At 72.2% G+C, this 26,287-nt stretch carries 23 protein-coding genes and 1 pseudogene; 8 read left to right on the top strand and 16 right to left on the bottom strand.

From position 1 onward, the window contains the following. Positions 1–3: 3 nt before the first annotated feature. The 5 genes from AB0D74_RS02000 to AB0D74_RS02020 form a co-directional block, all read right to left on the bottom strand. Positions 4–1,560 carry a Wzz/FepE/Etk N-terminal domain-containing protein gene (locus AB0D74_RS02000; protein ID WP_362579294.1) on the bottom strand — a complete coding sequence of 519 codons (1,557 nt, stop codon included), beginning with the start codon at positions 1,558–1,560 and terminating at the stop codon, positions 4–6. Beyond that, complete coding sequence (locus AB0D74_RS02005) at positions 1,557–2,930, bottom strand: Wzz/FepE/Etk N-terminal domain-containing protein (protein ID WP_362579297.1); 1,374 nt, start codon at positions 2,928–2,930, stop codon at positions 1,557–1,559. Before AB0D74_RS02005 ends, AB0D74_RS02000 begins: the two co-directional genes overlap by 4 nt. After that, entirely contained in the window at positions 2,927–4,192 is a 1,266-nt protein-coding gene (locus AB0D74_RS02010; RefSeq protein WP_362579301.1) for a glycosyltransferase family 4 protein, read from the bottom strand. Before AB0D74_RS02010 ends, AB0D74_RS02005 begins: the two co-directional genes overlap by 4 nt. Then, complete coding sequence (locus AB0D74_RS02015) at positions 4,182–5,507, bottom strand: nucleotide sugar dehydrogenase (protein ID WP_362579303.1); 1,326 nt, start codon at positions 5,505–5,507, stop codon at positions 4,182–4,184. Before AB0D74_RS02015 ends, AB0D74_RS02010 begins: the two co-directional genes overlap by 11 nt. Before the next feature lie 73 nt (positions 5,508–5,580). Continuing rightward, positions 5,581–7,059, bottom strand: a complete 1,479-nt coding sequence (locus AB0D74_RS02020; protein WP_362579305.1) for a sugar transferase — start codon at positions 7,057–7,059, stop codon at positions 5,581–5,583. Between the two features lie 975 nt (positions 7,060–8,034). Here AB0D74_RS02020 and AB0D74_RS02025 point away from each other — a divergent pair. Beyond that, positions 8,035–8,409, top strand: coding sequence for a hypothetical protein (locus AB0D74_RS02025; RefSeq protein ID WP_362579308.1), 375 nt, complete (start codon positions 8,035–8,037; stop codon positions 8,407–8,409). A 210-nt stretch (positions 8,410–8,619) separates the two neighbouring features. Then, the gene (locus tag AB0D74_RS02030; protein ID WP_293998631.1) at positions 8,620–8,985 is read left to right on the top strand and encodes a metalloregulator ArsR/SmtB family transcription factor; all 366 of its coding nucleotides are present in this window, start codon (positions 8,620–8,622) and stop codon (positions 8,983–8,985) included. Between the two features lie 70 nt (positions 8,986–9,055). Here AB0D74_RS02030 and AB0D74_RS02035 read toward each other — a convergent pair whose 3' ends face one another. The 4 genes from AB0D74_RS02035 to AB0D74_RS02050 all read right to left on the bottom strand — a co-directional run bounded on the left by AB0D74_RS02035 (position 9,056) and on the right by AB0D74_RS02050 (position 13,825). After that, positions 9,056–11,218, bottom strand: a complete 2,163-nt coding sequence (locus tag AB0D74_RS02035) for a tetratricopeptide repeat protein (protein WP_362579312.1) — start codon at positions 11,216–11,218, stop codon at positions 9,056–9,058. A gap of 72 nt (positions 11,219–11,290) precedes the next feature. Beyond that, a complete protein-coding gene (locus AB0D74_RS02040; RefSeq protein ID WP_362580142.1) occupies positions 11,291–12,352 on the bottom strand; it encodes a maleylacetate reductase in 1,062 nt (353 codons plus the stop codon). A gap of 5 nt (positions 12,353–12,357) precedes the next feature. Next, complete coding sequence (locus AB0D74_RS02045) at positions 12,358–13,215, bottom strand: intradiol ring-cleavage dioxygenase (protein ID WP_362579315.1); 858 nt, start codon at positions 13,213–13,215, stop codon at positions 12,358–12,360. Positions 13,216–13,312: 97 nt separating this feature from the next. Next, entirely contained in the window at positions 13,313–13,825 is a 513-nt protein-coding gene (locus tag AB0D74_RS02050) for a hypothetical protein (protein ID WP_362579318.1), read from the bottom strand. 130 nt (positions 13,826–13,955) lie between these two features. On the opposite strand from AB0D74_RS02050, the gene AB0D74_RS02055 reads away from it, so the two are divergent. After that, a complete protein-coding gene (locus tag AB0D74_RS02055) occupies positions 13,956–14,303 on the top strand; it encodes a cupin domain-containing protein (protein ID WP_362579321.1) in 348 nt (115 codons plus the stop codon). Between the two features lie 18 nt (positions 14,304–14,321). On the opposite strand, the gene AB0D74_RS02060 is transcribed toward AB0D74_RS02055, so the two are convergent. Continuing rightward, positions 14,322–15,353, bottom strand: a complete 1,032-nt coding sequence (locus tag AB0D74_RS02060; RefSeq protein WP_362579324.1) for a LacI family DNA-binding transcriptional regulator — start codon at positions 15,351–15,353, stop codon at positions 14,322–14,324. A 122-nt stretch (positions 15,354–15,475) separates the two neighbouring features. Here AB0D74_RS02060 and AB0D74_RS02065 point away from each other — a divergent pair, with 122 nt between their 5' ends. Together AB0D74_RS02065 and AB0D74_RS02070 are read left to right on the top strand one after the other, a co-directional pair. Then, complete coding sequence (locus tag AB0D74_RS02065) at positions 15,476–16,642, top strand: phytanoyl-CoA dioxygenase family protein (protein ID WP_362580144.1); 1,167 nt, start codon at positions 15,476–15,478, stop codon at positions 16,640–16,642. Between the two features lie 108 nt (positions 16,643–16,750). Continuing rightward, complete coding sequence (locus AB0D74_RS02070; protein WP_362579327.1) at positions 16,751–17,755, top strand: Gfo/Idh/MocA family oxidoreductase; 1,005 nt, start codon at positions 16,751–16,753, stop codon at positions 17,753–17,755. Positions 17,756–17,823: 68 nt separating this feature from the next. On the opposite strand, the gene AB0D74_RS02075 is transcribed toward AB0D74_RS02070, so the two are convergent. Beyond that, on the bottom strand, positions 17,824–18,384 hold the full coding sequence (locus tag AB0D74_RS02075) for a TetR/AcrR family transcriptional regulator (RefSeq protein ID WP_362579330.1): 561 nt from the start codon (positions 18,382–18,384) through the stop codon (positions 17,824–17,826). 158 nt (positions 18,385–18,542) lie between these two features. Between AB0D74_RS02075 and AB0D74_RS02080 the strand changes: the two genes are divergently transcribed. Next, positions 18,543–19,586, top strand: coding sequence for an NAD-dependent epimerase/dehydratase family protein (locus AB0D74_RS02080; protein ID WP_362579333.1), 1,044 nt, complete (start codon positions 18,543–18,545; stop codon positions 19,584–19,586). Here AB0D74_RS02080 and AB0D74_RS02085 read toward each other — a convergent pair. From AB0D74_RS02085 to AB0D74_RS02105, 5 genes and pseudogenes are all read right to left on the bottom strand, one after another. Then, positions 19,574–19,744, bottom strand: a complete 171-nt coding sequence (locus tag AB0D74_RS02085) for a hypothetical protein (protein WP_177232845.1) — start codon at positions 19,742–19,744, stop codon at positions 19,574–19,576. The genes AB0D74_RS02080 and AB0D74_RS02085 overlap by 13 nt on opposite strands. Positions 19,745–19,871: 127 nt before the next feature. Continuing rightward, a pseudogene (locus tag AB0D74_RS02090) lies at positions 19,872–20,102 on the bottom strand (hypothetical protein); the annotation flags it as partial. Positions 20,103–20,180: 78 nt separating this feature from the next. Next, the gene (locus AB0D74_RS02095) at positions 20,181–21,092 is read right to left on the bottom strand and encodes an ATP-binding cassette domain-containing protein (RefSeq protein WP_362579337.1); all 912 of its coding nucleotides are present in this window, start codon (positions 21,090–21,092) and stop codon (positions 20,181–20,183) included. 4 nt (positions 21,093–21,096) lie between these two features. Next, entirely contained in the window at positions 21,097–22,173 is a 1,077-nt protein-coding gene (locus tag AB0D74_RS02100) for an ABC transporter permease (RefSeq protein WP_362580146.1), read from the bottom strand. Continuing rightward, complete coding sequence (locus tag AB0D74_RS02105) at positions 22,173–23,192, bottom strand: sugar ABC transporter substrate-binding protein (protein WP_362579340.1); 1,020 nt, start codon at positions 23,190–23,192, stop codon at positions 22,173–22,175. The genes AB0D74_RS02100 and AB0D74_RS02105 overlap by 1 nt, the downstream gene beginning before the upstream one ends. Positions 23,193–23,461: 269 nt before the next feature. Here AB0D74_RS02105 and iolD point away from each other — a divergent pair, with 269 nt between their 5' ends. Next, a complete protein-coding gene (iolD, locus tag AB0D74_RS02110) occupies positions 23,462–25,333 on the top strand; it encodes a 3D-(3,5/4)-trihydroxycyclohexane-1,2-dione acylhydrolase (decyclizing) (protein ID WP_362579343.1) in 1,872 nt (623 codons plus the stop codon). 33 nt (positions 25,334–25,366) lie between these two features. Then, positions 25,367–26,152 carry a GntR family transcriptional regulator gene (locus AB0D74_RS02115; protein ID WP_362579346.1) on the top strand — a complete coding sequence of 262 codons (786 nt, stop codon included), beginning with the start codon at positions 25,367–25,369 and terminating at the stop codon, positions 26,150–26,152. The last annotated feature ends 135 nt before the right edge of the window (positions 26,153–26,287 follow it).

The raw sequence follows: 26,287 nt of genomic DNA on the forward strand, positions 1-26,287 counted from the left end.
GTGCTAGCGCGCCTCCTGCTCGTTCTCCGGGCCCCGGGCGGCCCAGACCGGCTTCCGCTCGGCCCGCCGCTGGCCGTCCCCCACTGTCTGAACGGCATGGGAGGTACCCCCGGCCGGCTGCTGCCGGGCCGGCCGCCCGCTGCGACCGCGCAGCGCGGTGTGCAGTCCGTCCCACAGGGTGCCGTCGGTCCGGTCCCGCGGGTCGGGGTCGATCAGCACCACGCCGACCACGGGGATGCGCTGGTCCGCGAGCTGCCGGGCCACGGTGTGCAGCCAGGCTGCGCTGCCGTGTCCGGCCCGCACCACGAGCACGGTCTGGGTGCCGAGGTGACGGAGGTCGGTCCACGCCGTGCCGGGCGCCACCGAGCCGACGCCGATCCGGCGCTCCTGGGGCGGCACGGCCGCGGTCTGTTCGGCGCCGACCACGGTCGGGTCGCCCGGCTGCGGGCGGCGGCTCGTCAGGTACGGCCGGGGCAGCGCGTCGACGACGGTCACCGGGCCCTCCGCCGCCATGGTCCTGGCGAGGTCCAGGGCGATCACGCTCGTGGCGCGTGCACAGCCCAGTTCCAGCAGCGACACCGGTTCCGCGGAGCCGCGCAGGGTGCGGGCCAGGGACGCGGTGAGCCGTTCGCGGGTCAGCCGGGTCCGGCGGCGCTGCCACGGCCTGCCCGGCCGGCGGGGCAGCTCCGCGATGACCGAGGCGCCCAGGTTCGCCGATATGTCCCGGCGCAGCACGGGGCGGTCCGCCACCACCGTGCCGACCGCGGCCAGCGCGAGTCCGGCGAAGAGCCCGAGGACCAGGCCGATCGCGGAGTCGGTGGCGACGGCCTTGGGCAGGGAGTGGCGCAGTGCGCGCGGGGTGTCCACGATCTGCGTGCCGGCCACGACCTGGGGTGCGCCGGTCCGCGCGTCCGCGGCGCGCTCGTCGAAGTCGGAGATGCGGGAGTTGAGTTCGGCGCGGCGGGCGAAGAGCGACTCCAGGGTCGCCGACGCCTTCGGGTCGCTGTCCGCCTGCTGGTTCCCGATCTCCTTGTTGACCTGGGCGAGTTCGTCCCGCATGCGGTCGCGCTGGTCGAGCAGGGCCTGGGCCTCGGCCTGTGCGGTCCGCTGCATCCGCTGCACGTGGTCGGCGACGAACGCGTCGGCCAGCGCCTTGGCGCGGGCCACCGCCTGGGCGTCGGTGTCGCCGGTCACGGTGATCTGCAACAGGTTGTTGGTCAGGCCGGCGCCCTTGTACTCCTGGAGGAAGTCCTCGGGTTTCTCCGCGGACTTGAGGGACCGCAGGGCCTTGTCGGCGATCTGCGTGGTCTGGAGCAGCTGGACGTCGGTGCGGATCAGCGTTCCGGTGTCGTTCGGCTGGTCCGCTTCGTGCGCGACCAGTACTTCGGTCACCGCGGTCGGCGCCGGCGGCATCGCGACCGCCAGGCCGGAGCCCGCGACGAGGCCGAGGAAGGCCGTGGCGTACCAGAGGCGGCGGCGCCTGCGCACCGCCACCACCAGGGCCTGGAGGTCGAGAAGCGGAGTGGCGGCCGGCGACTCCGCGGTCGTGCTCGTCGTCACGCTGAACCTCCTGTGGCCTGGCCGCGAACCGCGAGCGCGAGAGTGGCGTCGTCCGGCGGGTGGTGGCCGGTCGGCCGTGTCTCACGGGCGCGGACCGGGTCGGCGACGACGATGCCGAGGATCTCGTGCCGGCCGTCCGCGCACGCCTCGGCGATGCCGGCGAGCTCCTCGGCGGTCCAGCTGCCCGCGCTGAGGACGACCAGGGCACCGGACTCGGTGTCGCGGTCCGGCACGATCGGCCGGTCCGCCGAGACCTCGACCACCCGCAGCTGCGGATCGCCCTTGGCCTCGGCGGCGAGCTGTCCCGCGGCCCGGCGGGCGATTCCGTCGCCGTCCGGCACGACCACCAGCAGCCGCCGGGGGGTGGGCAGTTGGTCCCGGAGGCGGGCGCAGACCCGCCGGTAGCGGATCCGTCGGGCGGCCTCGTCGTCGGACCTCGGCGGGGTCGGCAGGTCCCACCGGGTGTCGACGCCGAGGAGCCGGCGGATCCGGTGGCGTGGGGCGCCGGCCTCCGGCCGGTGGTCGCCGCGCCGTCCGTCGGGCACCTCCACGGTGCCGAGGAGCGCCGCGCCGAGCGCGGCGGTGAGCTCCGGTTCGGTGCGCAGCCGGCGGTTCGTCCGGGCGGCGGCGAGGTGGCCGACGACCGCGAGCAGGAAGAAGAGCAGCGCTCCCGCGCCGATGAACTGCGTCCGGGTCGGCGGCGCCTGGCCGGTCGGGCGGGCCGCCGGTCCCATGACGACCATGCCGGCCTTGTTGGTCGCCGGGTCGGCTTCGTCCAGCTTCGTCATGGCCTCTTCCAGCGAGGTACTGAGCTTCTCCAGCTCGGTCCGGGCCTGGACGCCTTCGACGGTCTGCCCCGGATCGGCCGCGTCGGCCAGGTCGGTGATCCGGCGGTTGGTCTCCTCGACCTGCTTGCGCAGCGCCTCGGCCTCCGTGGCCGCCGCGGAGTCGGTGCCGCCGCCCGCGACCCGTGCCGCGAACTTGACGAACTGCGCGGCCACCTGGTCGGAGAGCTGCTGTGCGCGCTTCGGGGTGTCGGCCGTGCCCGAGATCTTGATGATGTTGCCGTCGGCGGCCGAGGCGGTCACCCGGGTCCGCAGCTCGGCGGCGCTGACGTCCCGCCAGTTCAGTGCGGTGGCCGCGCGGTCGACCACGGTCGAACTGGTCGCTATGTCCACCTGGGTGAGCAGTTCGCGCTCTTCCCACTGTCCCGGCAGCAGCACTGACGCCGACGTCGTGTACTTCGGTGGGAACACCACCGAGGCGCCGTAGCCGACGAGCCCTCCCACGACGGCGAGGACGGCGAGAAACCGCCAACGCCGGCGGAATATCCGCCCGATGGTGACCAGACGTATCGATTCCTCGCTCAACTGCGCTGCCTCTTCCCTGTTCGAACTTGATCAGCCGCCGGCACCGGGGTGTGGTCACGGCAGGCGGCGGTGTAGGCAGCAAGCAGCGACGCCTGCGAGTTGCGCCAGGAGAGCGGGCCGCCGACCCGTTCCTGGCCGATCTTGCCCATCCGGGCCCGCCGGTCCGGGTCGTCGAGGAGTTGCGCGACGAGCGCGGCGAACTCGGACTCGTCGTCGGCGGACGCGTAGACGGCGGCCTCACCGGCGGAGACGCGGGCTTCCTTCAGGTCGAAGGAGACGATCGGCCGGCCCATCGCCATGTACTCCAGGACCTTGTTCATGGTCGACACGTCGTTGAGCGGATTGCACGGGTCGGGCGAGAGGCAGACGTCGGCGGTGGACAGGTAGCGGACCAGGTCGGCGTCCGGAATGCGCCCGGTGAACTGCACCTGGTCGTCGAGCCCGAGCCGCCCGGACAGCTCCACCATCGCGTCGAAGGCGTCGCCCGAGCCGACGAACACCGCGTGCCAGTCGGTCCGGCCGAGGTCGTCGCGGAGCTTCGCGAGGGCCCGCAGGGCGTAGTCGACGCCGTCCTGCGGGCCCATGACGCCGAGGTAGCAGAGCAGATGCGGCTTGCCGCGCTTCAACTCCGGCTCGGGCGGCACCGGTTGGAAACGCTCGATCGCGGGTGCGCTGCGCACCACGAAGACGTCCTCCGGCCGCTGCCCGCCGCGGCGTATCGCGACGTCGCGGTAGCTCTCGTTGGTGGCGAGGACGATGTCCGCGGCCCGGTAGGTCCGCCGTTCCAGCGCGCACACGGCGCGGTAGAGCAGGTCCTCGCCGCGGCCGAAGCGGGAGAGGTACAGCTCGGGTACCAGGTCGTGCTGGTCGAAGACGAACCGGGCGCCGCGCCGTTTGAGCCACAGCGCCGGCAGGAACAGCAGGTCGGGTGGGTTGCAGGCGTGCACGACGTCGACCGGGCCGACCTTGCGGGCCAGCCGCGCCGTGTGCCAGAGCGCCGATCCGTACTCCTTCAGGTAGCCGGCCGGCCCTCCGGTGGCCGCGCGCAACGGGTAGCGGTGGATCCGCACGCCGTCGATCTCCGCCTCCGGCTCGGTGTCGCGTTTGGTGCCCTGCGGGCAGATGACGTGCACCGTCCAGCCCGCGTCGCGCAGTGTCGTGCACTCCTGCCACACCCGCCGGTCGAAGGGCACCGACAGGTTCTCCACCAGGATCAGCGCGCGCCGGCCGGAGCCGGCGCCGCCCGTCGTGTCACCAAGCAAGGCCCATGTACCCCGGTTCGGTCCGGCGCGTCTCGGCGTCGGGAAGGCGGACGAGGTCGACGATCACGGGTCCTTCGCCGTGCGGCAGTGCCTCCACCACGGCCGGCTCCCTGGTGCCGACCAGGCAGACCTCGGCGTGGTCGAGCACCTCCTCGACGGAGTCGGCGAGCAGCTGCGCGAGGTGCGGCAGCCGGCTCTCGATGTACTCGCGGTTCGCGCCGAGCAGCCGGGAGAGGCTCACGTTGGCGTCGTAGATCTTGAGGTCGTAGCCCTTGCCGAAGAGCCGTTCCGCCAGCTCGACGAGCGGGCTCTCGCGGAGGTCGTCGGTGCCGGGTTTGAAGGAGAGCCCGAACATCCCCACGCGGCGCTTCCCGGTGCGCTCGACCAGGTCGACCGCGCGCTGCAGATGGTCGGCGTTGGAGGTGAGCACGTGGGCGAGGATGGGTACCGAGACGTCGGCCCGCTGGGCCGCGTGGACCAGGCTGCGCAGGTCCTTGGGCAGGCAGGAGCCGCCGAAGGCGAAGCCGGGCCGCAGATAGGCGGGGCTGATGTTCAGCTTGCGGTCGGCCAGGAACACGTCCATGACCTGGTGCGAGTCCACCCCGAGTGCCTGGCAGACCGCGCCCAGCTCGTTCGCGAAGCCGATCTTGAGGCCGTGGAAGGCGTTGTCCGCGTACTTGATCGCCTCGGCCGTCGGGACCGGCACCCGGAACACCTCGCCGGGCAGGGCCTCGTACAGCCCCAGCACCGCGTCGCCGCTCGCCGGGTCGAGTTCGCCGACGACGGTCTTGGGCGGGTCGAAGAAGTCCCGCACGCTCGTGCCCTCGCGCAGGAACTCCGGGTTGACCGCGACCCCGAAGTCCACCCCGGCGGTGCCGCCGACGGTCTTCTCCAGGATCGGCACCAGCAGGTTCAGGCAGGTGCCCGGGAGCATGGTGCTGCGGAAGACGACGGTGTGCCGGCCCCCCTGCCCGGCCCCCTCGGCGAGCGCGGCGCCGATCTCCTCGGTGACCCGCTCCAGGTAGGTGGTGCACAGGCTGCCGTTGGGCTCCGAGGGCGTGCCCACGCAGACCAGCGACACCTCGCTGTCCGCGATCGCCTCGCGGACGTCGCGGGTGGCGCGCAGCGCTCCGGTGCGCACGACCTCGGCGAGCAGCTCGCCGATACGTTCCTCCACCACCGGGGCCTTGCCGTCGTTGACCAGGTCGACCTTCACCTGGTTGACGTCCACCCCGATGACCTCGTGGCCCATGCTGGCCAGGCACGCGGCTGATACGCAGCCCACGTAGCCGAGCCCGAAAACGCTGACTCTCATGACTCGTCCCTCCCCCCAGGCAGGCCCTTGTGGCCTGCGGTCCGCGCGTCGGCCTGCCGACGCCCCCCGCACATCAGTAGGCCCCCTGCCCGTGGAGCACCGCTCGCATCGTCTTCCACAAGATCACCGTGTCGAGGGCGAGCGACCAGTCCTCCACGTACCGCAGGTCGAGGCGGACCGCCTCCTCCCACGGCAGGTCGCTGCGTCCGCTGATCTGCCACAGGCCGGTGAGCCCGGGCTTGACCAGCAGCCGCCGCCGGATGTCCGGGTCGTACGCGGCACACTCCTCCGGCAGCGGGGGCCGCGGGCCGACCAGTGACATCGCCCCGGTCAGCACGTTGAAGAGCTGCGGGAGTTCGTCGATGGAGTACCGGCGCAGCACGGCGCCCACCCGGGTCACCCGCGGGTCCCGGCGGACCTTGAAGAGCAGTCCCGCGCCCTCGTCGCGGTCGGCGAGCTCGGCGCGTGCCCGGTGCGCTCCGACGACCATGGTGCGGAACTTGAGGATCGTGAACTCCCGGCCGTCCTTGCCGACCCTGCGCTGGCGGTAGAAGGCCCCGCCCCGGCTGTCCGTCAGCACCAGCAGCGCGACCACCGCCATCAGCGGCGCGAACAGCAGCAGGAGGACCGCCGAGCCCACCCGGTCGACGACTTCCTTGATCGCCCGACGGCCCCCGGTGAAGGTCGGCAGGCTGACCCGCAGCAGCGGGATCCCGAGCACCGCGTCGACGTGCAGGCGCGGGCCGGCCACCTCCATCAGCACGGGCGCCACGACCATCTCGGCGTCGCTGCCTTCGAGGTTCCAGGCCAGCCGCTGGAGCCGGTCCGGGGTCCAGTACGGGTCCGGTGTGACCGCGACGACACGGTAGCCGTCGTGGCGGACGTGCTTGGCGACGTCCGCCAGTCCGCCGACGACCGGCACGCCCTCCAGTTCGTCACCGTCGAGCCCGCGGCCGTCCGTCGTGCACACCGCCTGCACCCGCCAGCCGATGTGCGGGAACTTGCGGGTCCGGGTGATCAGGTCCCCCACGGTGGCGGGGCTGCCGGCCGCGAGCACGGGTCTCAGGCACCGCCCGTCCTTGCGCCGTCTGTGCAGATCGAGACGGAGCAGATACCGCGCGGTCATGGTGACGAGCCCGATCGCGGGGATCGCGACGAAGATCCAGAGTTTGATGTTCCGTGAGGTGAGGGCGATCCCGCCGAGCGCCAGGACGACGGTCGCCGCGAACAGCGAGCGTCCGAGCCGGCGGAATTCCTCGGCGCCCTGGCCGAGCACCGCGGGAGCCCACGAGCGGCCCACCACGAGCGACGACAGCACCAGCAGTTCGGTGCCGAAGGCGAGGATCCCCCACTTCTCATGCCAGTTGGCCGCGTCCCGGGCCCCGAAGAACTCTCCGATACCGGCCACCACGATGGCGGTGGCGACGGTGTCGCTGACGATCACGGTACGTCTGTACCGCTGCTCCCACTCGATCGCCGGCCTGTTGACTCCCCCGTCCGCCAGACGCCCGCGCGCCGGCGGAAATGGGCCGACTAGTCCCCCCTGCCGCACAGAAACCCCCCGGTTCCCAGTGGTTCGACATGGTGCCCTGACACCGTTCCTCCCCCCGGGAGACCCCCGCCTCCCGTACGCTTCCGCCCCCGGGAGGCCCCCCGGCTCCCCGCGCCGCGCTGTTCCTTCCGCGGACGGCCCCCGCCCTCCGCGTATGACATCCCGGCTACTTCAGCGCTGCCTAAACGATCCGCCAGTGCCGCAGCGGACCTGCCTGCCCTGCCAGGCTCCCGAGATACGGGACCCCACCGGGACCGCGGGTGCTCTCCGTATCCGAAGTCCCTCTCGGGCCCCAGGAACGGATCACCTCCACGTCCGGCTCCAAAGTCGCGACTACCGGTCGCCTGTATCGACGGACCAATAGATCACCATTTGTCGCCTCGTGTCCCAGCATGTGCGAAGCACGGTCAATCTAGACCATCGAGGCCCGCCTGAAGAGAGGGTTGTGTGGAATTTGTGGTCTTGATTTGAAGCTGGGTCAACGGACAGACGGCTGCCCACCGGTACCCGCGCGACCGAGGACGCGCCGTGTGACCTGCGGCGACGCAAGTCCTCCCGAATCGGCCGCAGCGGCGACACGGAGGCGTCCGGACCCTGCCAACTGAGCTTCGGAAAGGCCCTGTTCGGCGGAATCCTTTCGAATGAGCACCACCCGCGACCACATGGACGGCCGGCGACGGCACCCGGGGACGGATCTTCACGACTCCGGTCGCACACGCACACACCGCGAACGCGCACCCCTCGGTGACCGGCCCGACGTCCCGTGCGGGCCGGCATGGCTAGGGGGTGTCAACTTCGCCCTCCGTCGAACCGATTTCCGTCACTCAAACGGTCGAGAGCGCACATGTTCGGGCAGCTTGCGTCAGCCCCGAAGACGCCGTCCCCGCATCGGCTCCGGCGACCTACGGTCCATGCATCGGGCGGGTCGGCGACCGCCGGTCCGCCGCCGTCGGCATTCGAAGGGGAGGCGCCAGTATGGCGAGCGTGGAAGTGTCGCTGAAGGAGATGATGACCGCGGTCGAGGGATCGCTGGGGGCCGCGGTCGTCGACTACACCAGCGGCATGGCCCTGGGGACCCTGGGCGGGGGCAAGGACCTCGATCTGGCGGTCGCCGCGGCCGGGAACACGGATGTCATCCGGGCCAAGGTGCGCACGATGGGCGAGCTGGGCCTCAAGACCCGGATCGAGGACATCCTGATCACCCTGGAGAAGCAGTACCACCTCATCCGGCTGATCACCGGCCGCAGCGGGAACGGCCTGTTCCTCTATCTGGTGCTCGACAAGGAGCGCTCGAATCTCGCCATGGCCCGGCACCAGTTGAAGCGGGTCGAGGAGCAGCTCGAGGTCTAGCGACGGTCCTGGTTCCCGGACTTCGTGCGCCCATGATGTGAAAACTTCTTCAAGTGACCACATCAGCATGATCCCAACTCATGTCTGCGCACGGCCCCGGGCGGCAAGGATCGGCGTACAGGGCCAGTGCGGCGGTGTCGCAAGGCGCCGCCGCACGTCGGCGCCCCCACCCCACCTCACCCCACCCGACCCGGCTGAGAGCGAGCGGTCATGCAAGTCCCCCTCTACCAGGCCAAGGCGGACTTCTTCCGCATGCTCGGGCACCCGGTACGGATCAGGGTCCTGGAACTGCTCCAGCACGGTCCCGTCCCGGTACGGGACCTGCTCGCCGACATCGAGATCGAGCCGTCCAGCCTCTCCCAGCAGCTGGCCGTCCTGCGCCGGTCCGGCATCGTGGTCTCCACCCGGGAGGGCTCCACCGTCCGCTACGCGCTGGCCGGCGGCGACGTCGCCGAACTCCTGCGCGCGGCCCGCCGCATCCTCACCGAACTCCTCGACGGACAGAACGTCCTCCTCGCCGAACTACGGCAGGCCGACGCGTCCGCTCCACCGATGTCCACGAGCAGCCACGGCTGACCGACGGACCCGGCGAAGGGCCCGGCCGGGCCGACTGGGCGTGTGGGCGAAGCGCCGGCGGTCGACGCGGCTACGCCCGGGAGACGGACACGATGTCGTTGTCGAGTTCACCGTTGAGGGCCTGGTCGTGGGTCTCCTCGGCGATCTCCCTGGCCTGCGCGAAGCGGCGCAGCGCCGCAGAGCTGGTGCCGAGGGCGGCTTCGACCCGGCCGAGTCCCTGGAGTGCCCGGGCCTCACCCCTGCGATCGTGCAGCTCCCGGGTCAGCTCCAGGCTTCTGCCGAAGGCCTCCGCCGCCGCGTCCGGGGCGCCGTTGTCGAGAAGGGCCTGTGCGAGACCACGCCAGGCGAACGCCTCGGCCCGTCGGTCCCCGAGCCGATGGAACTCCTCCCTCGCCTGCCGGAACGACGCGATGGCCTCGTCGAGGCGCCCCTGGCCGCGCCGGACGACCGCGAGACTGCGCAGTGCCTGGGCGGCGAGCCGCCGGTCCCCGGCGGCTGCCAGCTGTTCCGCGGCGGCGGTCAGCGACCGCGCGGCCAGGTCCCACGCGCCCCGGTTGCGGTGGACGATGCCCTGTCCCAGCAGGACGGCGGCCACGCCGTGCCGGTCGCCGGACGCCTCGTAACCGGCCAGCGCCTCCTCGTACGCGGTCGCCGCCTCGTCGGGCCGGCCCTGGTAGCGGTACAGCGCCCCGGCGTCGAAGAGGGTGATCGACTCCGCCCGCCGGTTCCCGGACTGCCGGGCCGCGTCCAGAGCCAGGCCCAACGCCGTGTCCCAGTCGTCCCAGGCGGCCAGCATCTCGAAGAACGGCGCGGCGATGTGGGCGAGTTCCCAGGCCGCGTCCCACAACTGCCGTTCGTGTGCGAACCGCACGCACGGCGCGATGTTGGGCAGCTCGGCGATGAACCACGCGACGGGGTCGCGCAGCAGCCGGTCGCGGTGCCCGGCCTCGATCTCATGGCGCGGGTGGCTACCGGTCTTGCGCAGTTCGCCCGGCTGGAACCGGTCCTCCGCCTCGGCGGCGAGTGCGAGATACGCGCCGAGCAGCCGGCCGGCCGCGGCGTCGGCCTCGGGTTCGGGCTGTTCGGCGGCCAGGGCGCGGAGCAGGTCGTGGAACCGGTAGCGGGTGGCACCGGTCTCGTCGGGGCGGAGGGGGTCGAGGAGTTGCGCGGCCACCAGCGCGTCCAGGTGGCGCTCGGCGTCGCGCGGCGCGACGCCCATGAGCGCGGCGAGCGGCCAGGCCGCGAAGTCGGGTCCGGGAAAGCGGCCGAGCAGCCGAAACGCCCGCTGCTGCTCGTCCGACAGGGCCCGACAGCTGATCATGAAGGTGGCCCGCACATCGAGATCTCCGATCTCCAGGTGGTCCAGCCGGTGCCGTTCGTCGGCCAGCCGCTCGGCCAGCGCGGCCACGCCGAGGTCCGGACGCTCGGCCAGCCGCGCTCCCGCGATGCGTACGGCCAGCGGCAGGTGCCCGCACAGCGCCACCAGGCGCGTCGCCTCCCCCGGGTCGTCCGCCACCCGGTCCGAACCGGCGACCCTGCCCAGCAGTTCGACCGCCTCGCCGGGTTGCAGGAGGCCGAGGACGATCGGATGTGCCCCCTCGATGCTGCTCAGCGGGACCCGGCTGGTGACGACCACCGCCGAGCCCGGCCCGCCGGGCAGGAGTGGCCGCACCTGCCCGGGTCCGTTGGCGTTGTCGAGGACGATGAGCAGTCGGCGTCCGGCGGTCAGCGTACGCAGCAACTGCTCACGGTCCTGCTGGGCCTCGGGAATCGCATGCGGGTCGGTGCCGAGCGACCGCAGGAAGCTGCCCAGTACCTCGGTGGGTTCGGCAGGCGTGGCGTCGTACCCGCGCAGGTTCGTGAACAGCTGCCCGTCGGGGAAGTCGGCCGCCACGCGCTGCGCGGCCCGTACCGCGAGCGTCGTCTTGCCCAGTCCTCCCCTTCCGGAGATCGCGACGAGCGGCCCGGTCGACCGGCCCCGCGCGTGCAACAGGTTGTCGAGCTCGGACAGCTCAGGCCCGCGGCCCGTGAAGTCGGCGATGTCACGGGGCAGTTCCCGGGGCACCGGATGCGCTGACACCGACGGCCTCCGGGGGCCGTCGGCCTGGAACCAGGTGAGGGCTCCGCCGATCAACGCGCTCACTCCGGCGAAGGCGAACTGCTCCGGGCCCACGTCGCCGAGAACCTGCCAGCCGGCGGCGACCGCGGCGAACGCCCCGGCGGCGCCTGTCACGGCCCAAAGCGCCCGCCCCACCTGTGAGTTCACATCGCGCATGGTAGCCGAGCAGGTCCCGCCGCCAGGCCGTCACGACCGAGCGGGACCGCCCTCGTAGGCCGCCCGCAGCACGGTCAGCGCGTCGTCGGTCGTGACCGGTCTCGGGTTGGCGTACGGCTGTCCGGCGATCTGGGCGGCGGCGACCGCCAGGTCCGCTTCCTTCAGGCCCAGTTCGGCGAGGGAGCGGGGTGCGCCGAGGCGGGCCGCGAGTGCCTGGAGGGCGGCGGGGGCGTCGTCCGTGCCGAGGGCCCGGGCCACGGCGGTCGCTGCCTCCGGGGCCGCGGGCGCGTTGAAGGCGAGGGCGTACGGCAGGACGACGGTGTGGGTCTCGGCGTGCGGGAGGCCGAAGGTGCCGCCGAGGACATGGCAGAGCTTGTGGTGCAGGCCCATCGTGGTGGCGCCCAGGCAGGACCCGCACAGCCAGGCCCCGTACAGGGCGCGGGAGCGGGCCGGTACGGAGCCCGGGGCCGCCGCGATCTCCGGCAGCGCGCCGGCCAGCGCCCGTACGCCCTCCTCGGCCATCAGCGCGACGAGCGGTGAGCCGTCGGGGGCGTAGAGCGCCTCGACGGCGTGGGCGAGGGCGTTGATCCCGCTGGTCACCGAGAGCGGGACGGGCAGGGAGAGGGTGAGTTCGGGGTCGTAGACGACGCTGCGCGGCAGGACGACGGGGTCGCGGCCGGTGCGTTTGACGCCGTGCTCGGTCAGGCCCCAGACCGGGGTCATCTCGGAACCGGCGTAGGTGGAGGGCACGGCGATCAGCGGGAGTCCGGTGCGCAGCGCGACGGCCTTGCCGAGGCCGACGGCCGAGCCGCCGCCGACGGCCACGCAGCCGTCGGCGCCCGCGGCCCTGGCCGCCTCGACGCCCCGGTCGGCGACCTCCACGGGGACGTGCATCCGGGCCCCGGTGTGCAGGCCCGCGCAGGCGTCCCCCAGCGAGTCGGCGACCGCCCGCGCCGTCTCCGCGCCCCGCTCGCCGCTGAGCACGAGGAGCCGCCGCAGGCCGAGGTGGCGGGCCTCCTCGGCGGGTGCGGTGAGCGCGGCGCCGGGCCGGAAGACCACCCGGGAGGGACGGGTCTCGTACACGAAGTCCAAAGCGTTCACGCCCGCTCCAGGACCAGGTCGAAGCGGGCGTGCCGGAACGGGTTCGGGACGCCGTACTCGCCGGCCAGGACGGGATCGTCGGTCGCGGTGAAGTCCTCGACCAGGCTCTCCTTCACGGCGAACACCGCGTCGGAGTCCAGGTACTCCCCGCCTGCGACGAAGATGTGCGTGGTGACCGGCGCGTGCCCCTCGGCCGAGACGATGAAGTGGATGTGGGCGGGGCGGTAGGGGTGCCGTCCGGTGGCCTTGAGGAGGGCACCCACCGGGCCGTCGGTCGGGATCGGGTAGGCGCTCGGCACACAGGTCCGGAACCGGAAGCGGCCCTCGCCGTCGGCGGTGAACAGGCCGCGGCCGTTGCCGGGCGGCTGGACGTCGGGCTGCTGCACGTCGTAGAAGCCGTGCGGGTCGGCCTGCCACACGTCCAGGACCGCGCCGGGCAGCGGGGTGCCGTCGGCGGAGCGGACGACGCCGCTGACCACGCAGGGTTCGCCGGTGCCCACCAGGTCGATGTCGGCGCCGAGTTCACGGACCGGCGACTCGGTCATGTGGAAGGGGCCGAGGACGGTCGACTCGGTGCTGCCGGGGTCGCTGTGCCCGTTGACCGTCTCGACCAGCATCGACAGGCCCAGGACGTCGGAGAGCAGGATGAACTCCTGCCGGGTGTCCGTGCAGGTCTGCCCGGTCTCGGTGAGGAACGCGATCGCCGCCTCCCACTCGCGCTGGGTCAGCCGGGTCTCGCGCGCGAAGGCGTGCAGATGGCGGATGAGCGCGGTCAGCAGCTCGCGCAGCCGGGGGTCGTCGGTGCCCCGCAGACTGTCGACGGCCTCTGCGGTGACTGCGTCTTCGGTGGTCATGCCGGCTCCTTGCGCGGAGGAACAGTGCCCTGGGCTGATCGTAAACCCGTTTACTGTTCAATGAACCGCAGCCACGCGCCGCGCCCGCCCACCGCGTCTACTTGATGAACGCGTTGGCCACCACCACGATCACCCCGAGCAACGCGTCCACGGCGCCGATCAGTACGGCGGCCGGCCAACTCCGCGCCGACCAGCGGGCGGTGACGAGTCCGAGGGCGAACAGGATGACGATGTTCAGGACGAACGCCGGGTACTCGACGCCCTTCGGCGGCCACCAGCCCCAGCCGGCGCCCGCGAGCAGGAACACCGTGGGCAGCACGGCGGTGACCAGCGGCCATTCGTCGGCCAGGGTGTGCAGCGCGTCCCAGCGCTGGTGCGGGGCGCGCTCGGCGATGTAGTGGGCGTAGCCGTGCGCCAGGGCGGAGGCGCAGGCGGTGACCAGGAGCCAGAGGGCGTCGTAGCGGCGGCTGGCCTCGGAGGTGTGGCCGTACTGGGTGAGCGCGGCCACCATCGAGCAGGCCAGCACGGCCCCGTAGACCCCGCCGAACAGGACGGCCTCGCGGGTGTCGTGCGTACGCGGCTCCGGCACGGCCGCCGTGGAGTCAGCCATGTCCTCCACGATCACCCGGGCCGGACCCGGCCGCCACCGGGCACGGCCCGACGAAGTGTCCTCCCACCAGGCCGGATGCCGCACACCCTGTCCACGCCCTGCACGCCGGTGGGCTCGCTAGGGTCGCCGTATGACGACGCACAGCTTCGCCCTGCACATCCCCGACGCCGACCTCGAACCCGACCCGCTCGACCCGGCGCAGATCGTCTCCGGCACGCCCGAGGTCACCGGGAAGGTGGTGTGGGAGTCCGCCGACGGCAAGCAGCTCCGCGGGATCTGGCAGATCACCCCGGGGGTGGTCACCGACACCGAGGCGGACGAGCTGTTCGTGGTGGTCAGCGGCTCGGCGACGATCGAGGTCGAGGGCGGGGCGACGTTCACGGTGGGCCCCGGTGACATGGCGGTACTGCGCGCGGGCGACCGTACGACCTGGACGGTGCACGAGACGCTGCGCAAGGCGTACGCGATCAACCTGTGAACCCGCCCGCGGACGCGCTCAGCGGGCCGTGGGCGCGGGCATGTTGTAGGGCGTGACCACCTGGATCGCCGACGGCAGGGTCGGACCGGCCGGGGGCAGCGCGCCTTGGGCGCGCATCACCAGGTGGCAGGCCTCCCGCATGTCCTGGCGCAGGTCGTGGTGGAGGACGGCGGACAGCCGGTGCTCGCGCAGCAGGCGGGTGTTGTCGTGGTCGAGGTCGTGGGCGATGAACACGGCGCATTCGCGGTCCAGGTCGGCGAAGGCGCGCAGGGTCGCGATGTTGCCGCCGCCGATCGAGTAGACGGCGCGGATCTCCGGGTCGCGCTCCAGGGCGGCGCGGACCAGGTCGTACTGGGTGGCGTCGAGCCCCTGTCCCTCGGCGATCTCCACCAGGGTGCGCTCGGGGTACCGGGCCCGCATGGCGCTGCGGAAGCCCATCTCGCGCTCCTCCTCGTTGCGGAAGAAGCCGCTGCTGAGGCTGGTGAGGACGTTGCCGGGCCGGTCGCCGAGCCACTGGCCCATCAGGTAGGCGGCGGTGGCGCCGGCGGCCCGGTTGTCGCTGCCGACGTAGGCCAGCCGGCCGCTGGCGGGCAGGTCGGTGACGAGGGTGACGACCGGGATCTCCGCCGACCTGAGCCGCCCGACGGCGGCGGTGATCTCGGGGACGTCGGGCGCCTTGAGGATCACGCCCTGCGAGCCGCGGCGGGCTATCCGGTCCAGCGTCCGCACCAGTTCCTCGACCGGCCCGGTCTCCCGGAAGTGGAAGCGGGAGCGCACCACCGCCGGGTGCAGGGCCGGCAGCTCCGCCTCCAGCGCGCCCCGCACGGCCGTGGTGAACCGCTCGGGCGCCTGCATCACGATGTCGACCATGAAGGTACGGCCCACCAGCCGGACCTGGGTGCGCTGCCGGTCCAGATCGGCGATGGCCCGCTCCACCTCACGGGCGGTGCTCTCGCGGACGCCGCCCCTGCCGTTCAGCACCCGGTCCACGGTGGCCTCGCTGAGCCCGGCCTGCCGGGCGATCTCACGGATGGGGAAGGGGTGGCCCACGGGCTGCCTCCTTGAGGGGTTTTTGACGGGTCGCTGCTGGTTGTTCGAGGGGTTTGTGCTGACAAGAATGGCAGAGCCCCGCCGTGGCCGAGACCATGGCCGTGACCGAAAGCAGGACATCGATGTCCCTCGCCGCCGAACAGGGCCGTGCCTGGCTCTCGCCGCAGGACTGCGACCTCGACGCTTTCCGTGCCCTGGTCGAGCGGACCACGGACCCGGCCGAATACCCCCGTGCCTCGGCCGTCGAGGAGAACGTCCTCGTCTACGAGAGTGAGCGGCTGCGCGCGGCCGGTCCGACGCACGAGGTGCGGACCGAGCTCGTCCGCGCGCTGACCGGTGGTCCCGGCGTCGTGGTCTTCAGGGGCGCGTTCCCCGATCCGAACGTGGTCGACCGGGCCACCGCCGTCTTCGAGGCGCTCATCTCGGAGCAGCGCGAGTCCGGCGCGGGGGCCGGTGACCACTTCGCGACGCCCGGGGCCAACGAGCGGGTGTGGAACGCCCTGGAGAAGGCTGCGCTGTACGACCCGGAGGCGTTCGCCGACTACTACGCCAACGACGTCCTGGCCCTGGTCTCCCGGGCCTGGCTGGGCCCCGGCTACCAGATCACCTCGCAGGTCAACGTGGTGAACCCGGGCGGCGCGGCGCAGACCGCGCACCGCGACTACCACCTCGGTTTCCTCTCCGACGAGCAGGCCGAGGCCTACCCGGCCCATGTGCACCGCCTCTCGCCCGTGCTCACCCTCCAGGGCGCGGTCGCGCACTGCGACATGCCGGTGGAGTCGGGGCCGACGATGTACCTGCCGTACTCGCAGACCTACGAGCCCGGCTACCTGGCCTGGCGTCGGCCGGAGTTCCAGGAGTACTTCAAGGCCCGCCATGTGCAGCTGCCGCTCGCGAAGGGCGACGCGGTGTTCTTCAACCCGGCGGTGTTCCACGCGGCCGGCACCAACCGAACCCTCGACGTGCGCCGGACGGCCAACCTGCTCCAGGTGTCCTCGGCGTTCGGGCGGGCGATGGAGACCGTGGACCGGGAGGCGGTGGCCAACGCGGTCTACCCGGTGCTGCGCCGGCGCCGGTCGGAGGGGGCGGGCGAGGCGTGGCTGGAGCACGTCATCGCCGCGAGCGCCGAGGGCTACCCGTTCCCGACCAACCTCGACAGCGATCCGCCGGTCGACGGCATGGCACCGCCCTCGCAGGCGGACCTCCTGCGGAGGGCGCTGCGGGAGGGGTGGGTGCCGCGGGTGCTGCGGGACGGGTTGCGGGCGGCTGCGGCGCGGCGGGAGAGCTGACGGTCGTGAGTCGTCTGCGGCGCCGTCGTGGCTGGTCGCGCAGTTCCCCGCGCCCCTGACGGGGCGCCTGATACCGCCCTCTGTAACAACATGAAGGAGCAACACTCAATGCGTATCGGAATCCTCGGTCTCGGCCGTATCGGTGCTTTTCATGCCGAGACTCTCTCCGGGCTCGACGTCGTCGAGTCGCTCGTCTTCACCGACCCGTTCGCGGACGCCGCCAAGGCCGCCGCGGAGAAGTTCGGTGCCGAGGTCGTGGACTCGCCCGAGGCGCTGCTGGCCGCCGGCGTGGACGGCATCGTGGTGGCCGCCGCCACCGACGCCCACCCGGCGCTGATCCTGGCCGGTGTCGAGGCCGGTGTGCCGGTCTTCTGCGAGAAGCCGGTCGCGAAGACGATGGCCGAGGGCGTCGAGGTCCTCAAGGCCGTCCAGGGCAGGGACGTGCCGATCCAGATCGGCTACAACCGCCGTTTCGACGCGGGCTTCGTCGCCGCCCGGGCCGCCGTCCGCTCCGGTGAACTTGGCAAGCTGCACACCGTGCGCTCCACCACCCTGGACCCGGCGCCGCCGCCGGCCGCGTACATCGCCGCGTCCGGCGGGATCTTCCGGGACTGTTCCGTGCACGACTTCGACATCATCCGCTGGGTGACCGGCCGTGAGGTCACCGAGGTGTACGCGGTCGGCGGCAACCGGGGCGCCGAGTACATCAAGGAGGCGGGCGACGCCGACACCACCGGCGCGATCCTCACCCTGGACGACGGCACCATCGCGGTGGTCTCCAACTCCCGGCACAACGCCCGCGGCTACGACGTCCGCATGGAGCTGCACGGCTTCGCGGACTCCATCGCCGTCGGCCTGGAGGACAAGCTCCCGCTGCGCTCGGTGGAGCCCGGCGTGACGTTCCCCGCGGGCACCCCGCACGACTTCTTCATGGACCGGTTCACGGCGGCCTACCGCGCCGAGCTCACCGCGTTCACCGAGGTCGTGGCCGGCACCCGGCCCTCCCCGTGCACCGTCGAGGACGCCCTGGAGGCCGGCTGGATCGCCGACGCCTGCACGCTGTCCCTGCACGAGCACCGGCCGGTGACGATCGCGGAGGTCCGCGGGGCCTGACACCTGCGGACACCGTACGAGCGGCGGGGCGGGGACCGGCACGGGTCCCCGCCCCGCCGTCCTTTCCGTCAGGCCCGCAGCCCGTCCACGATCAGGGCCAGGATGCGGGCCGCCCGGGCCTCGGCGTCGCCGCGTGCCGGGTCGATCCGCCACAGGACGCTGAGCTGGAGGAGCACGTCCTCCGGGTCGATGCCCGGTTTGAGGCTGCCGTCCGCGGCTCCCGCGGCGAGCAGGACGCCGATGGCGTCCACGAACGGGCCGTACATCGGGTCCTCGGCGGCGCCCCCGGTCGCCGCGTGCACGACCTCGGAGACGCCGAACTTGAGCCTGCCGTAGTGGGCGACCTCGGCGAACCAGCGGCGCAGCGCCTCCAGCGGCGGATGCGTGCCGAGCAGCCGCGGCGCGAGGTCGATCAGGTGCTGGAGGTCGTGCCGGTACAGCTCCATGATCAGCGCCTCCCGGGTCGGGAAGTGCCGGTAGAGCGTGCCGATGCCGACGCCGGCCTTGCGGGCGATCGCGGAGAGGGATGCCGTGCCGGCGGCGGCGAGCTCCGCCCGGGCCACGGAGAGGATCCGGTCCCGGTTGTCGCGGGCGTCCCTCCGGGTCGGTTTCGAGGGCTGCGGGTTCACGGTGTCTGTGGTCCGTCCGGTGTGGATTGCTATCCGGAGACCCCTCCGGTACGTTGGGAGACGTAGCGGAGGGGTCTCCGCTTCATTGCCGATTCTGGCACACATCCCGTCGCGCGCGTCCAGTCGCGCACATCCCGTCGCATGCGTGGAGGTCAGTCATGCCCGAACTCGTTCTGGTCACCGGGGGCACCGGGTACATCGCCGGCTGGTGCGTCGCCGAGCTGCTGCGGCGCGGTTACGACGTGCGGACGACGGTGCGGGCCCCGGGCCGCGAGCAGGCGGTCGTCGACGCCGTCTCGACCGTCGTCGACCCGGCCGGGCGGCTGGACTTCGCCGTGGCCGACCTCACCGCCGACGCCGGCTGGGACGCCGCGACGAAGGGCGTCGACCGGGTGCTGCACGTGGCCTCGCCGCTGGGCGTGACCGCGGGCTCCTCCGACCTGGTCACCCCGGCCCGGGACGGCACCCTGCGCGTGCTGCGGGCGGCCACCGCGGCAGGGGTACGGCGGGTGGTGATGACGTCGGCCGCGAACGCCGCGAGCCCGTCGTCGTACGCCTCGGAGGGGGTCACCGACGAGACGCTGTGGACCGATCCGGAGGATCCGACGCTGATCCCCTACCGGCGGTCGAAGACCCTCGCCGAGCTGGCGGCCTGGGAGTTCATGCGGGGGCACGACGGGCCGACCGAGCTGACCACCGTGCTGCCCGGCGCGGTGTTCGGGCCGGTGCTGACGGCGGACACCGCGGGTTCCGTCGGGATCGTCGCGCGGATGGTGTCCGGGGCGATGCCCGGGGTGCCGCGGATCGGGCTGGAGGTGGTGGACGTCCGGGACCTGGTCGACGTCCACCTCAGGGCGATGACCTCACCGGCCGCGGCGGGCGAACGCTTCCTCGCCACCGGCGAGTTCGTGTGGATGGCGGACATGGCCCGGGTGCTGCGGGACGGTCTCGGCGAGCGCGGGCGGCAGGTCTCCACCCGCCGGCTGCCCGACTTCGCCGTGCGCCTCGCCGCCCGCTTCCGGGACCCCTCGCTACGGGAGATCACCCCGGCGCTGGGCCGCCGCAACCGGCACAGCACCGAGAAGGCGGCGCGGCTGCTGGACTGGCAGCCGCGCCCGGCCCGGCAGACGGTGCTGGACTGCGCCGAGAGCCTGCTGGCCCACGGCGCGGTCCGGCTGCCGGCGGCGGCTCAGAGGCCGTAGCGCACCGCGAACTCGTCCGGGTCGTAGGCGTCCCGGTCGGGGTCGTGCTGGACCGCCGGCCTGGTCTCCACCATGTCCTCCGGGCGGATCCGCTCGGGCAGCGCGCCGAACCGCTCCTTGCGTGTCACGGCCTCGGCCGCGGTCTCCTCGTGGCTCATGATCGTCCTCCCCGTCGTAGCGGGTGTCACCCGTCACTGTGCGAACGCGCGCGCCCCGGCGGGTGTTCCCGAACCCGCCGGGGCGCGCGGGGTCCGTGGAGAGATCCACGGACCCGGGAAGCGGCTGTCAGGCGCCGCAGGACCACAGGAATTTCCGGGTGCGCACCGCGACGGGCAGCAGCGGCTCGTCCGGATCGCAGGGGTACATGTCCCGCTCGGGGATCGCGATCAGGTCCGCCCCCAGCCGCCGCGCCGCCGCCGCCGGCACCGGCACCGGCACCGGCACCGGCACCGGATCCAGCTCGGGCACGCCGCCGGTTGGCTCGCACATCACGCCCTGGGCCACGGCCGGCCCGAACCGGGTGCACGGGGTGTGGACGTCGGCGAGTCCGGGGCCGAGCCGACCCGGATGCGGTCGAGAGGGGTGGTCACGGGGTCACGACTTCCCTTCCGGACCGGTCGCGGCGGGTGCGGCGACCTCCTCCTCTTCGGGGAGTTCCTCGGTGTCGACCCCGCGCACCTGGGACAGCTCGTGCTTGAGGGCCGCGAGTTCGGCGCCGCCCGCCATGTGGTTGGTGAGCTCCTCCAGGGTGATGTCGCTGCGTTCGGCGGAGAGTTCGAGGGTGCCGAGGCGCAGGACGCTGAAGTGGTCGCCGACCATGTAGGCGTGGTGCGGGTTGTGGGTGATGAAGATGACGCCGAGGCCGCGTTCGCGGGCGGCGGCGATGTACTTCAGCACCACGCCGGACTGCTTGACGCCGAGGGCGGCCGTCGGCTCGTCCAGGATGAGGACGCGGGCGCCGAAGTAGACGGCGCGGGCGATGGCCACGCACTGGCGCTGGCCGCCGGAGAGGGTGCCGATGGGCTGGTCCAGGTCATCCAGGATGATGCCCATGTTGCGCAGTTCACGGTCGGCGGTCTCCTTCATCTTCGCGATGTCGAGACGGCGCACGGGCCAGGGGCCCTTGGTCATCTCGGAGCCGAGGAAGAAGTTCCGCCACACCGGCATCAGCGGGACGGTGGCGAGGTCCTGGTAGACGGTGGCGATGCCCTTGTCGAGGGCCTCGCGCGGGGTGGCGAAGCGGACCGGGGTGCCGTCGACGAGGAAGTCGCCCTCGGTGTGCTGGTGCAGCCCCGAGATGATCTTGATGAGGGTGGACTTGCCGGCGCCGTTGTCGCCGAGGACGCAGGTCACCTGGTTGGGGAAGACCTTGAGGTCGACGCCGTGCAGGGCGCGGATGTTGCCGTAGGACTTCCCGGCGCCGCGCAGTTCGACGATCGGGCCGCCGTCGGCGGACGCGTCGTCCTGGAGGACGGCGCCGTGGGTTCCGGTGGTGTTGTCTGTCATCGGGTCACCTCCTGGTCGCGGTCCGCTGGACCCACAGGTTGATCATCACGGCGCCGAGGAGCATCACGCCGAGGAAGGCCTTGAACCAGTCGGGGTTCCAGCCCGCGTAGACGATGCCCTGCTGGACCATGCCGAACATGAAGGCGCCGAAGACCGGGCCGATCGCCGAGCCGGCACCGCCGGTCAGGAGGCAGCCGCCGATGACCGCGGCGGAGATGTAGATCAGCTCCTGGCCCACGCCCTCGCCGGACTGCACGGTGTTGAAGGAGAACAGCTGGTGCATGCCGACGAACCAGGCGCCGAAGCCGACCAGCATGAACAGCGAGATCTTGGTGAAGTTCACCGGGACGCCGACCGCGCGGGCGCTCTCCTTGTTGCCGCCGACCGCGAAGATCCAGTTACCGTACTTGGTGCGCAGCAGCACCCAGGTGGCGATGGCGGCGAAGAACAGCCACCAGAAGATGGTGATCTTCACCTGGACGCCGCCGATGTCGAAGGACGACGCGAAGACGGCCTTGACCTGGCCGAAGCCGTCCATGTTGCTGATGTCGTCGGTGGCGACGTTGCCGGTGACCAGCTTGGTCACCGCGAGGTTCACGCCCTGGAGGATCAGGAAGCTGCCCAGGGTGATGAGGAAGGAGGGCAGTCCGGTCTTGACGACCAGCCAGCCGTTGAGGAAGCCGATGCCCAGCGACACGGCGAGCGCGACGATCACGCCCGCCCAGACGTTGAGGGTCAGCTGGTAGCTGAGCATGGCGGCGGTGAGGGCCGAGCTGACCACCGCGACGCCGGCGGAGAGGTCGAACTCGCCGCCGATCATCAGCAGCGCGACCGGCAGCGCCATGATGCCGATGGTCGACGACTGGTAGAGGATGTTCGCCATCGAGCTGGCCTCGCGCACCGGCGGTGCCGCGATCAGGAAGAAGACGTAGACCGCGACGGCGCCGAGGAAGACGCCGACGTCCGGCCGGGCCAGGATCCGCAGCGCCAGGGGGCGCTGGGCGGTCCGCCCGTCCTTCTCCTTGGGGCCGGGGGCCGGCGGCGTCTCCACCGCCGGCTGTGCCTGCTGACTCATACCGATCACCGTGTGCCCTTCGCGGCGAACTCGGCGACCTTGTCGACGTTGGACTTGTCGACGAAGGCCGGCCCGGTCAGCACCGGCTGCTCGCCGCCGCCCATGTAGTTGCCGTTGTTCTTGTAGAGCCACAGCGAGTCGACGGCCAGGTAGCCCTGGAGGTAGGGCTGCTGGTCCACGGCGAACTCGATGCTGCCCTTGCTGATGGCGCCGGTGAGGTCCTTGTTGAGGTCGAAGGTGGCGATCTTCGCCTTGCTGCCCGCGTCGGACACCGACTGCACGGCGATCAGCGCGATCGGGGCGCCGAGCGTGACCACGTGGTCGATGGCGGTGTCCTGGGTGAGCTTGGCGGTGATCGTCGACTTGACCGAGGTCGGGGAGGTGCCGTCGACGTACAGGGTCTCCGTCGTCCCGGAGAAGGTCTTCTTCACACCGTCGCAGCGCTGGGTGAGGCCGACGTTGCCCTGCTCCTGGATGACACAGACGACCTTCTTGGCGCCCTCCGTGTTCAGCCGGTTGCCGAGCGCCTCGCCGGCGACCGTCTCGTCCTGGCCGAAGAACTCCAGCAGCCCGAGCTTCTTCCAGTCGCTCAGGCCGGAGTTGAGGCCGACGACCGGGATCTTCGCGGCGGTGGCCTTGGCGACGACGTCCTTCATGGCGTCCGGCTTGGCGAGGGTGACCGCGATCCCGTCGACCTTCTGGTCGATCGCGTTCTGCACCAGGTTGGCCTGGTTGCCCGCGTTCGGGTCGGCGGAGTAGACGAGCTTGATGTTGTCCTTGTCCGCGGCGGCCTGGGCTCCCTTGCGGACGATGTCCCAGAAGGTGTCGCCCGGCGCCTGGTGGGTGACCAGCGCGACCGTCATCCGCGGGGTGGACGCCTTGCCCGCCGAGGCGGCCGTTCCTCCCTCTTCGGACTTCTTTCCTCCGGAGCTGCTGGAGCAGCCTGCGAGGGTCAGGGCTGCCGCCGCGGCGACGGCCACGATCGGGGCCAGCCTGCGCGAACGGGAGTGGGAAGAGCGGTCCATCCTGCACCTCACTGTGCGACCGGAGAAGGAAGGGATCCGGCGGATCCCATGGCCCGGACCGACGAAGGTGGCCCGGGTCACTGCTGTGCGTTGGGACGGGATACAAGTCCCTGTGAGGCCCGCTGTCAATACTTTGTTAAGACATCATTTCACATTCAGGTCCGAATGTAAGTACAAACCATTGACAGCGCGACCTGCCCCGATCTACACCTGAGGGGCATCCTGCCCCTGGTGCCGACGGCCACACCGTCCCGTCCGAATGAGGTCCCATGAGCCAGCCGACCACCCGCCTGACCGTCGCCCAGGCACTGGTGCGGTTCCTGTCCGCCCAGTACACCGAGCGCGACGGCGTCCGGCACCGGCTGATCGCCGGCACCTGGGGCATCTTCGGCCACGGCAACGTGGCGGGGATCGGCCAGGCACTCCTGGAGTACGGCGACGTCATGCCGTACCACCAGGGTCGCAACGAGCAGGCGATGGTGCACGCGGCGGTCGGCCACGCCCGCCAGCTGGACCGGCTCTCCGCGCAGGCGGTCACCACCTCCATCGGCCCGGGCGCCACCAACCTGGTGACCGGCGCGGCCCTCGCCACCATCAACCGGCTGCCGGTGCTGCTGCTCCCCGGCGACTACTTCGCCAGCCACGCGCCCGACCCGCTGCTCCAGCAGCTGGAGCACCCGACCGAGTTCGACGTGTCGGTCAACGACACCCTGCGCCCGGTCTCCCGCTACTTCGACCGGATCACCCGCCCCGAGGCGCTGATCCCCTCCGCGCTGAACGCCATGCGGGTGCTCGCCGACCCGGCCGAGACCGGCGCGGTCACCCTGGCCCTCCCCCAGGACGTCCAGGCGGAGGCGTACGACTGGCCGGAGGAGTTCTTCGCGGAGCGCGTGTGGCGGGTCCGGCGGCCCGCCCCGGACCCCGTGGAGCTGACGGCCGCCGTGGACGCCGTGACGGCCGCTCAGCGGCCGTTGATCGTGGCGGGCGGCGGAGTCCACCACAGCCGCGCGGAAGACGCCCTGAGGGCCCTCGTGGAGGCCACGGGCATCCCCGTGGCCTCGACCCAGGCGGGCAAGGGCTCGCTGCGCCACGACCACCCGGCCGACCTGGGCGGGATCGGGCACACCGGGACCGCCGTCGCGGACGACCTGGCCCGCGCCGCCGACCTGGTCATCGGCGTCGGCACCCGGTACACGGACTTCACCACGGCCTCCGGCACCCTCTTCCAGAACCCGGACGTCCGCTTCCTCAACGTGAACATCACCGGCTTCGACGCGCACAAGCTGGCCGCGCGGACGGTCGTGGCGGACGCGCGGGCGGCCCTGGAGGCGCTCGCAGGGGCGCTGGCCGGGTACCGCGTGGACGGCGCCTACGAGGCCGAGTACCGGGCCGGCAAGGAGCGGTGGGACGCGGTCGTCGAGGCCGCCTACCGCGCGGACGACGAAGATGCCGTGCCCACCCAGACCCAGGTGCTCGGCGCCCTCGACGCCGTCGTGGGCGATGACGACGTTGTCATCAACGCGGCCGGCTCGCTCCCGGGCGACCTGCACAAGCTGTGGCGGGCCCGCTCGCCGCGCCAGTACCACCTGGAGTACGGCTACTCCTGCATGGGCTACGAGATCCCGGCCGGCATCGGCGTGCAGCAGGCGGCCCCGGACGCGGTGGTCTGGTCGCTGGTCGGCGACGGCACCTACCTGATGATGCCGACCGAGCTCGTCACCGCGGTCCAGGAGGGCCTGCCGGTCAACCTGGTCCTCATCCAGAACCACGGGTACGCCTCCATCGGCGGCCTCTCCGAGACGGTCGGCGGCGAGCGGTTCGGCACCGCCTACCGCTTCCGCTCCGCCGACGGCACCTTCTCCGGCGCCCCGCTGCCGGTGGACCTCGCCGCCAACGCGGCCAGCCTCGGCATGGAGGTGCTGCGCGCCAAGACCGTGCGGGAGCTGCGCGAGGCCCTCGCGACGGCCCGCGCGAGCTCCCGGCCGACCTGCGTGTACGTGGAGACGGACCCGGCACCGACCGCTCCCGGTGCGGAGGCCTGGTGGGACGTGCCGGTCGCCGAGACCGCCGCCCGCGAGGCCGCCGTACAGGCCCGCGAGGAGTACGACCGGCAGGTCGCCGACCGCCGCCGGCACCTGTGAACCCCGACCCGCGCTCTGGAAGGAGGTGTCCCGGTGGCCCGAACCGGTGATTCCGCCCGCGCCGCGACCGTCTCGGCGCTCGACACCCTGGACTTCGCCCTGGACCGCGGCAGTCCGGTACCGCTCTACTACCAGCTCGCCCAGCAGCTGGAGGAGGCCATCGAGCACGGGGTGCTCGCCCCGGGCAACCTCCTGGGCAACGAGATCGACCTGTCGGTGCGGCTCGGCCTGTCCCGGCCCACGGTCCGCCAGGCCATCCAGTCCCTCGTCGACAAGGGACTGTTGGTGCGCCGCCGGGGCGTGGGCACCCAGGTGGTGCACAGCCAGGTCAAACGGCCGCTGGAGCTGAGCAGCCTCTACGACGACCTGGAGTCGGCCGGGCAGGGCCCGACCACCCGGGTGCTGCGCAACGAGCGGATCCCGGCGAGCGCCGAGGTGGCCGCCGCGCTCGGCATCGCCGAGGGCGCGGAGGTGGTCGTCCTGGAGCGGCTGCGCTGCACGCACGGCCAGCCGGTCGCGTTCCTGTGCAACTACCTGCCCGCCGCCCTGCTCGAACTCGAGACCGAGCGGCTGGAGTCGACCGGCCTGTACCGGATGATGCGCACGGCCGGCATCACCCTGCACAGCGCCCGGCAGACGGTGGGTGCCCGCAGCGCCACCGCCGAGGAGGCCGTCCGGCTCGACGAGCAGGAGGGCGCCGCCCTGCTCACCATGCAGCGCACGGCGTACGACGACACCGGACGGCCGGTGGAGTACGGCAGCCACGTCTACCGGGCATCCAGGTACGCCTTCGACTTCCAACTGCTGGTACGGCCGTAGAACGTGCCGTGCCGGGCCGGTTGCTGCGGGTTTAACCGCTGGTCCCGCGACGCGAAACCAACACGCCCGCACACGAGCCCCCACCGAGTTTGTCCGGTGGGGGCTCCGTCGTACCGCTTTGTTCAACAAACCGGC

This window comes from Streptomyces sp. NPDC048278 (genome assembly GCF_040652195.1).
Classification (GTDB): domain Bacteria; phylum Actinomycetota; class Actinomycetes; order Streptomycetales; family Streptomycetaceae; genus Streptomyces.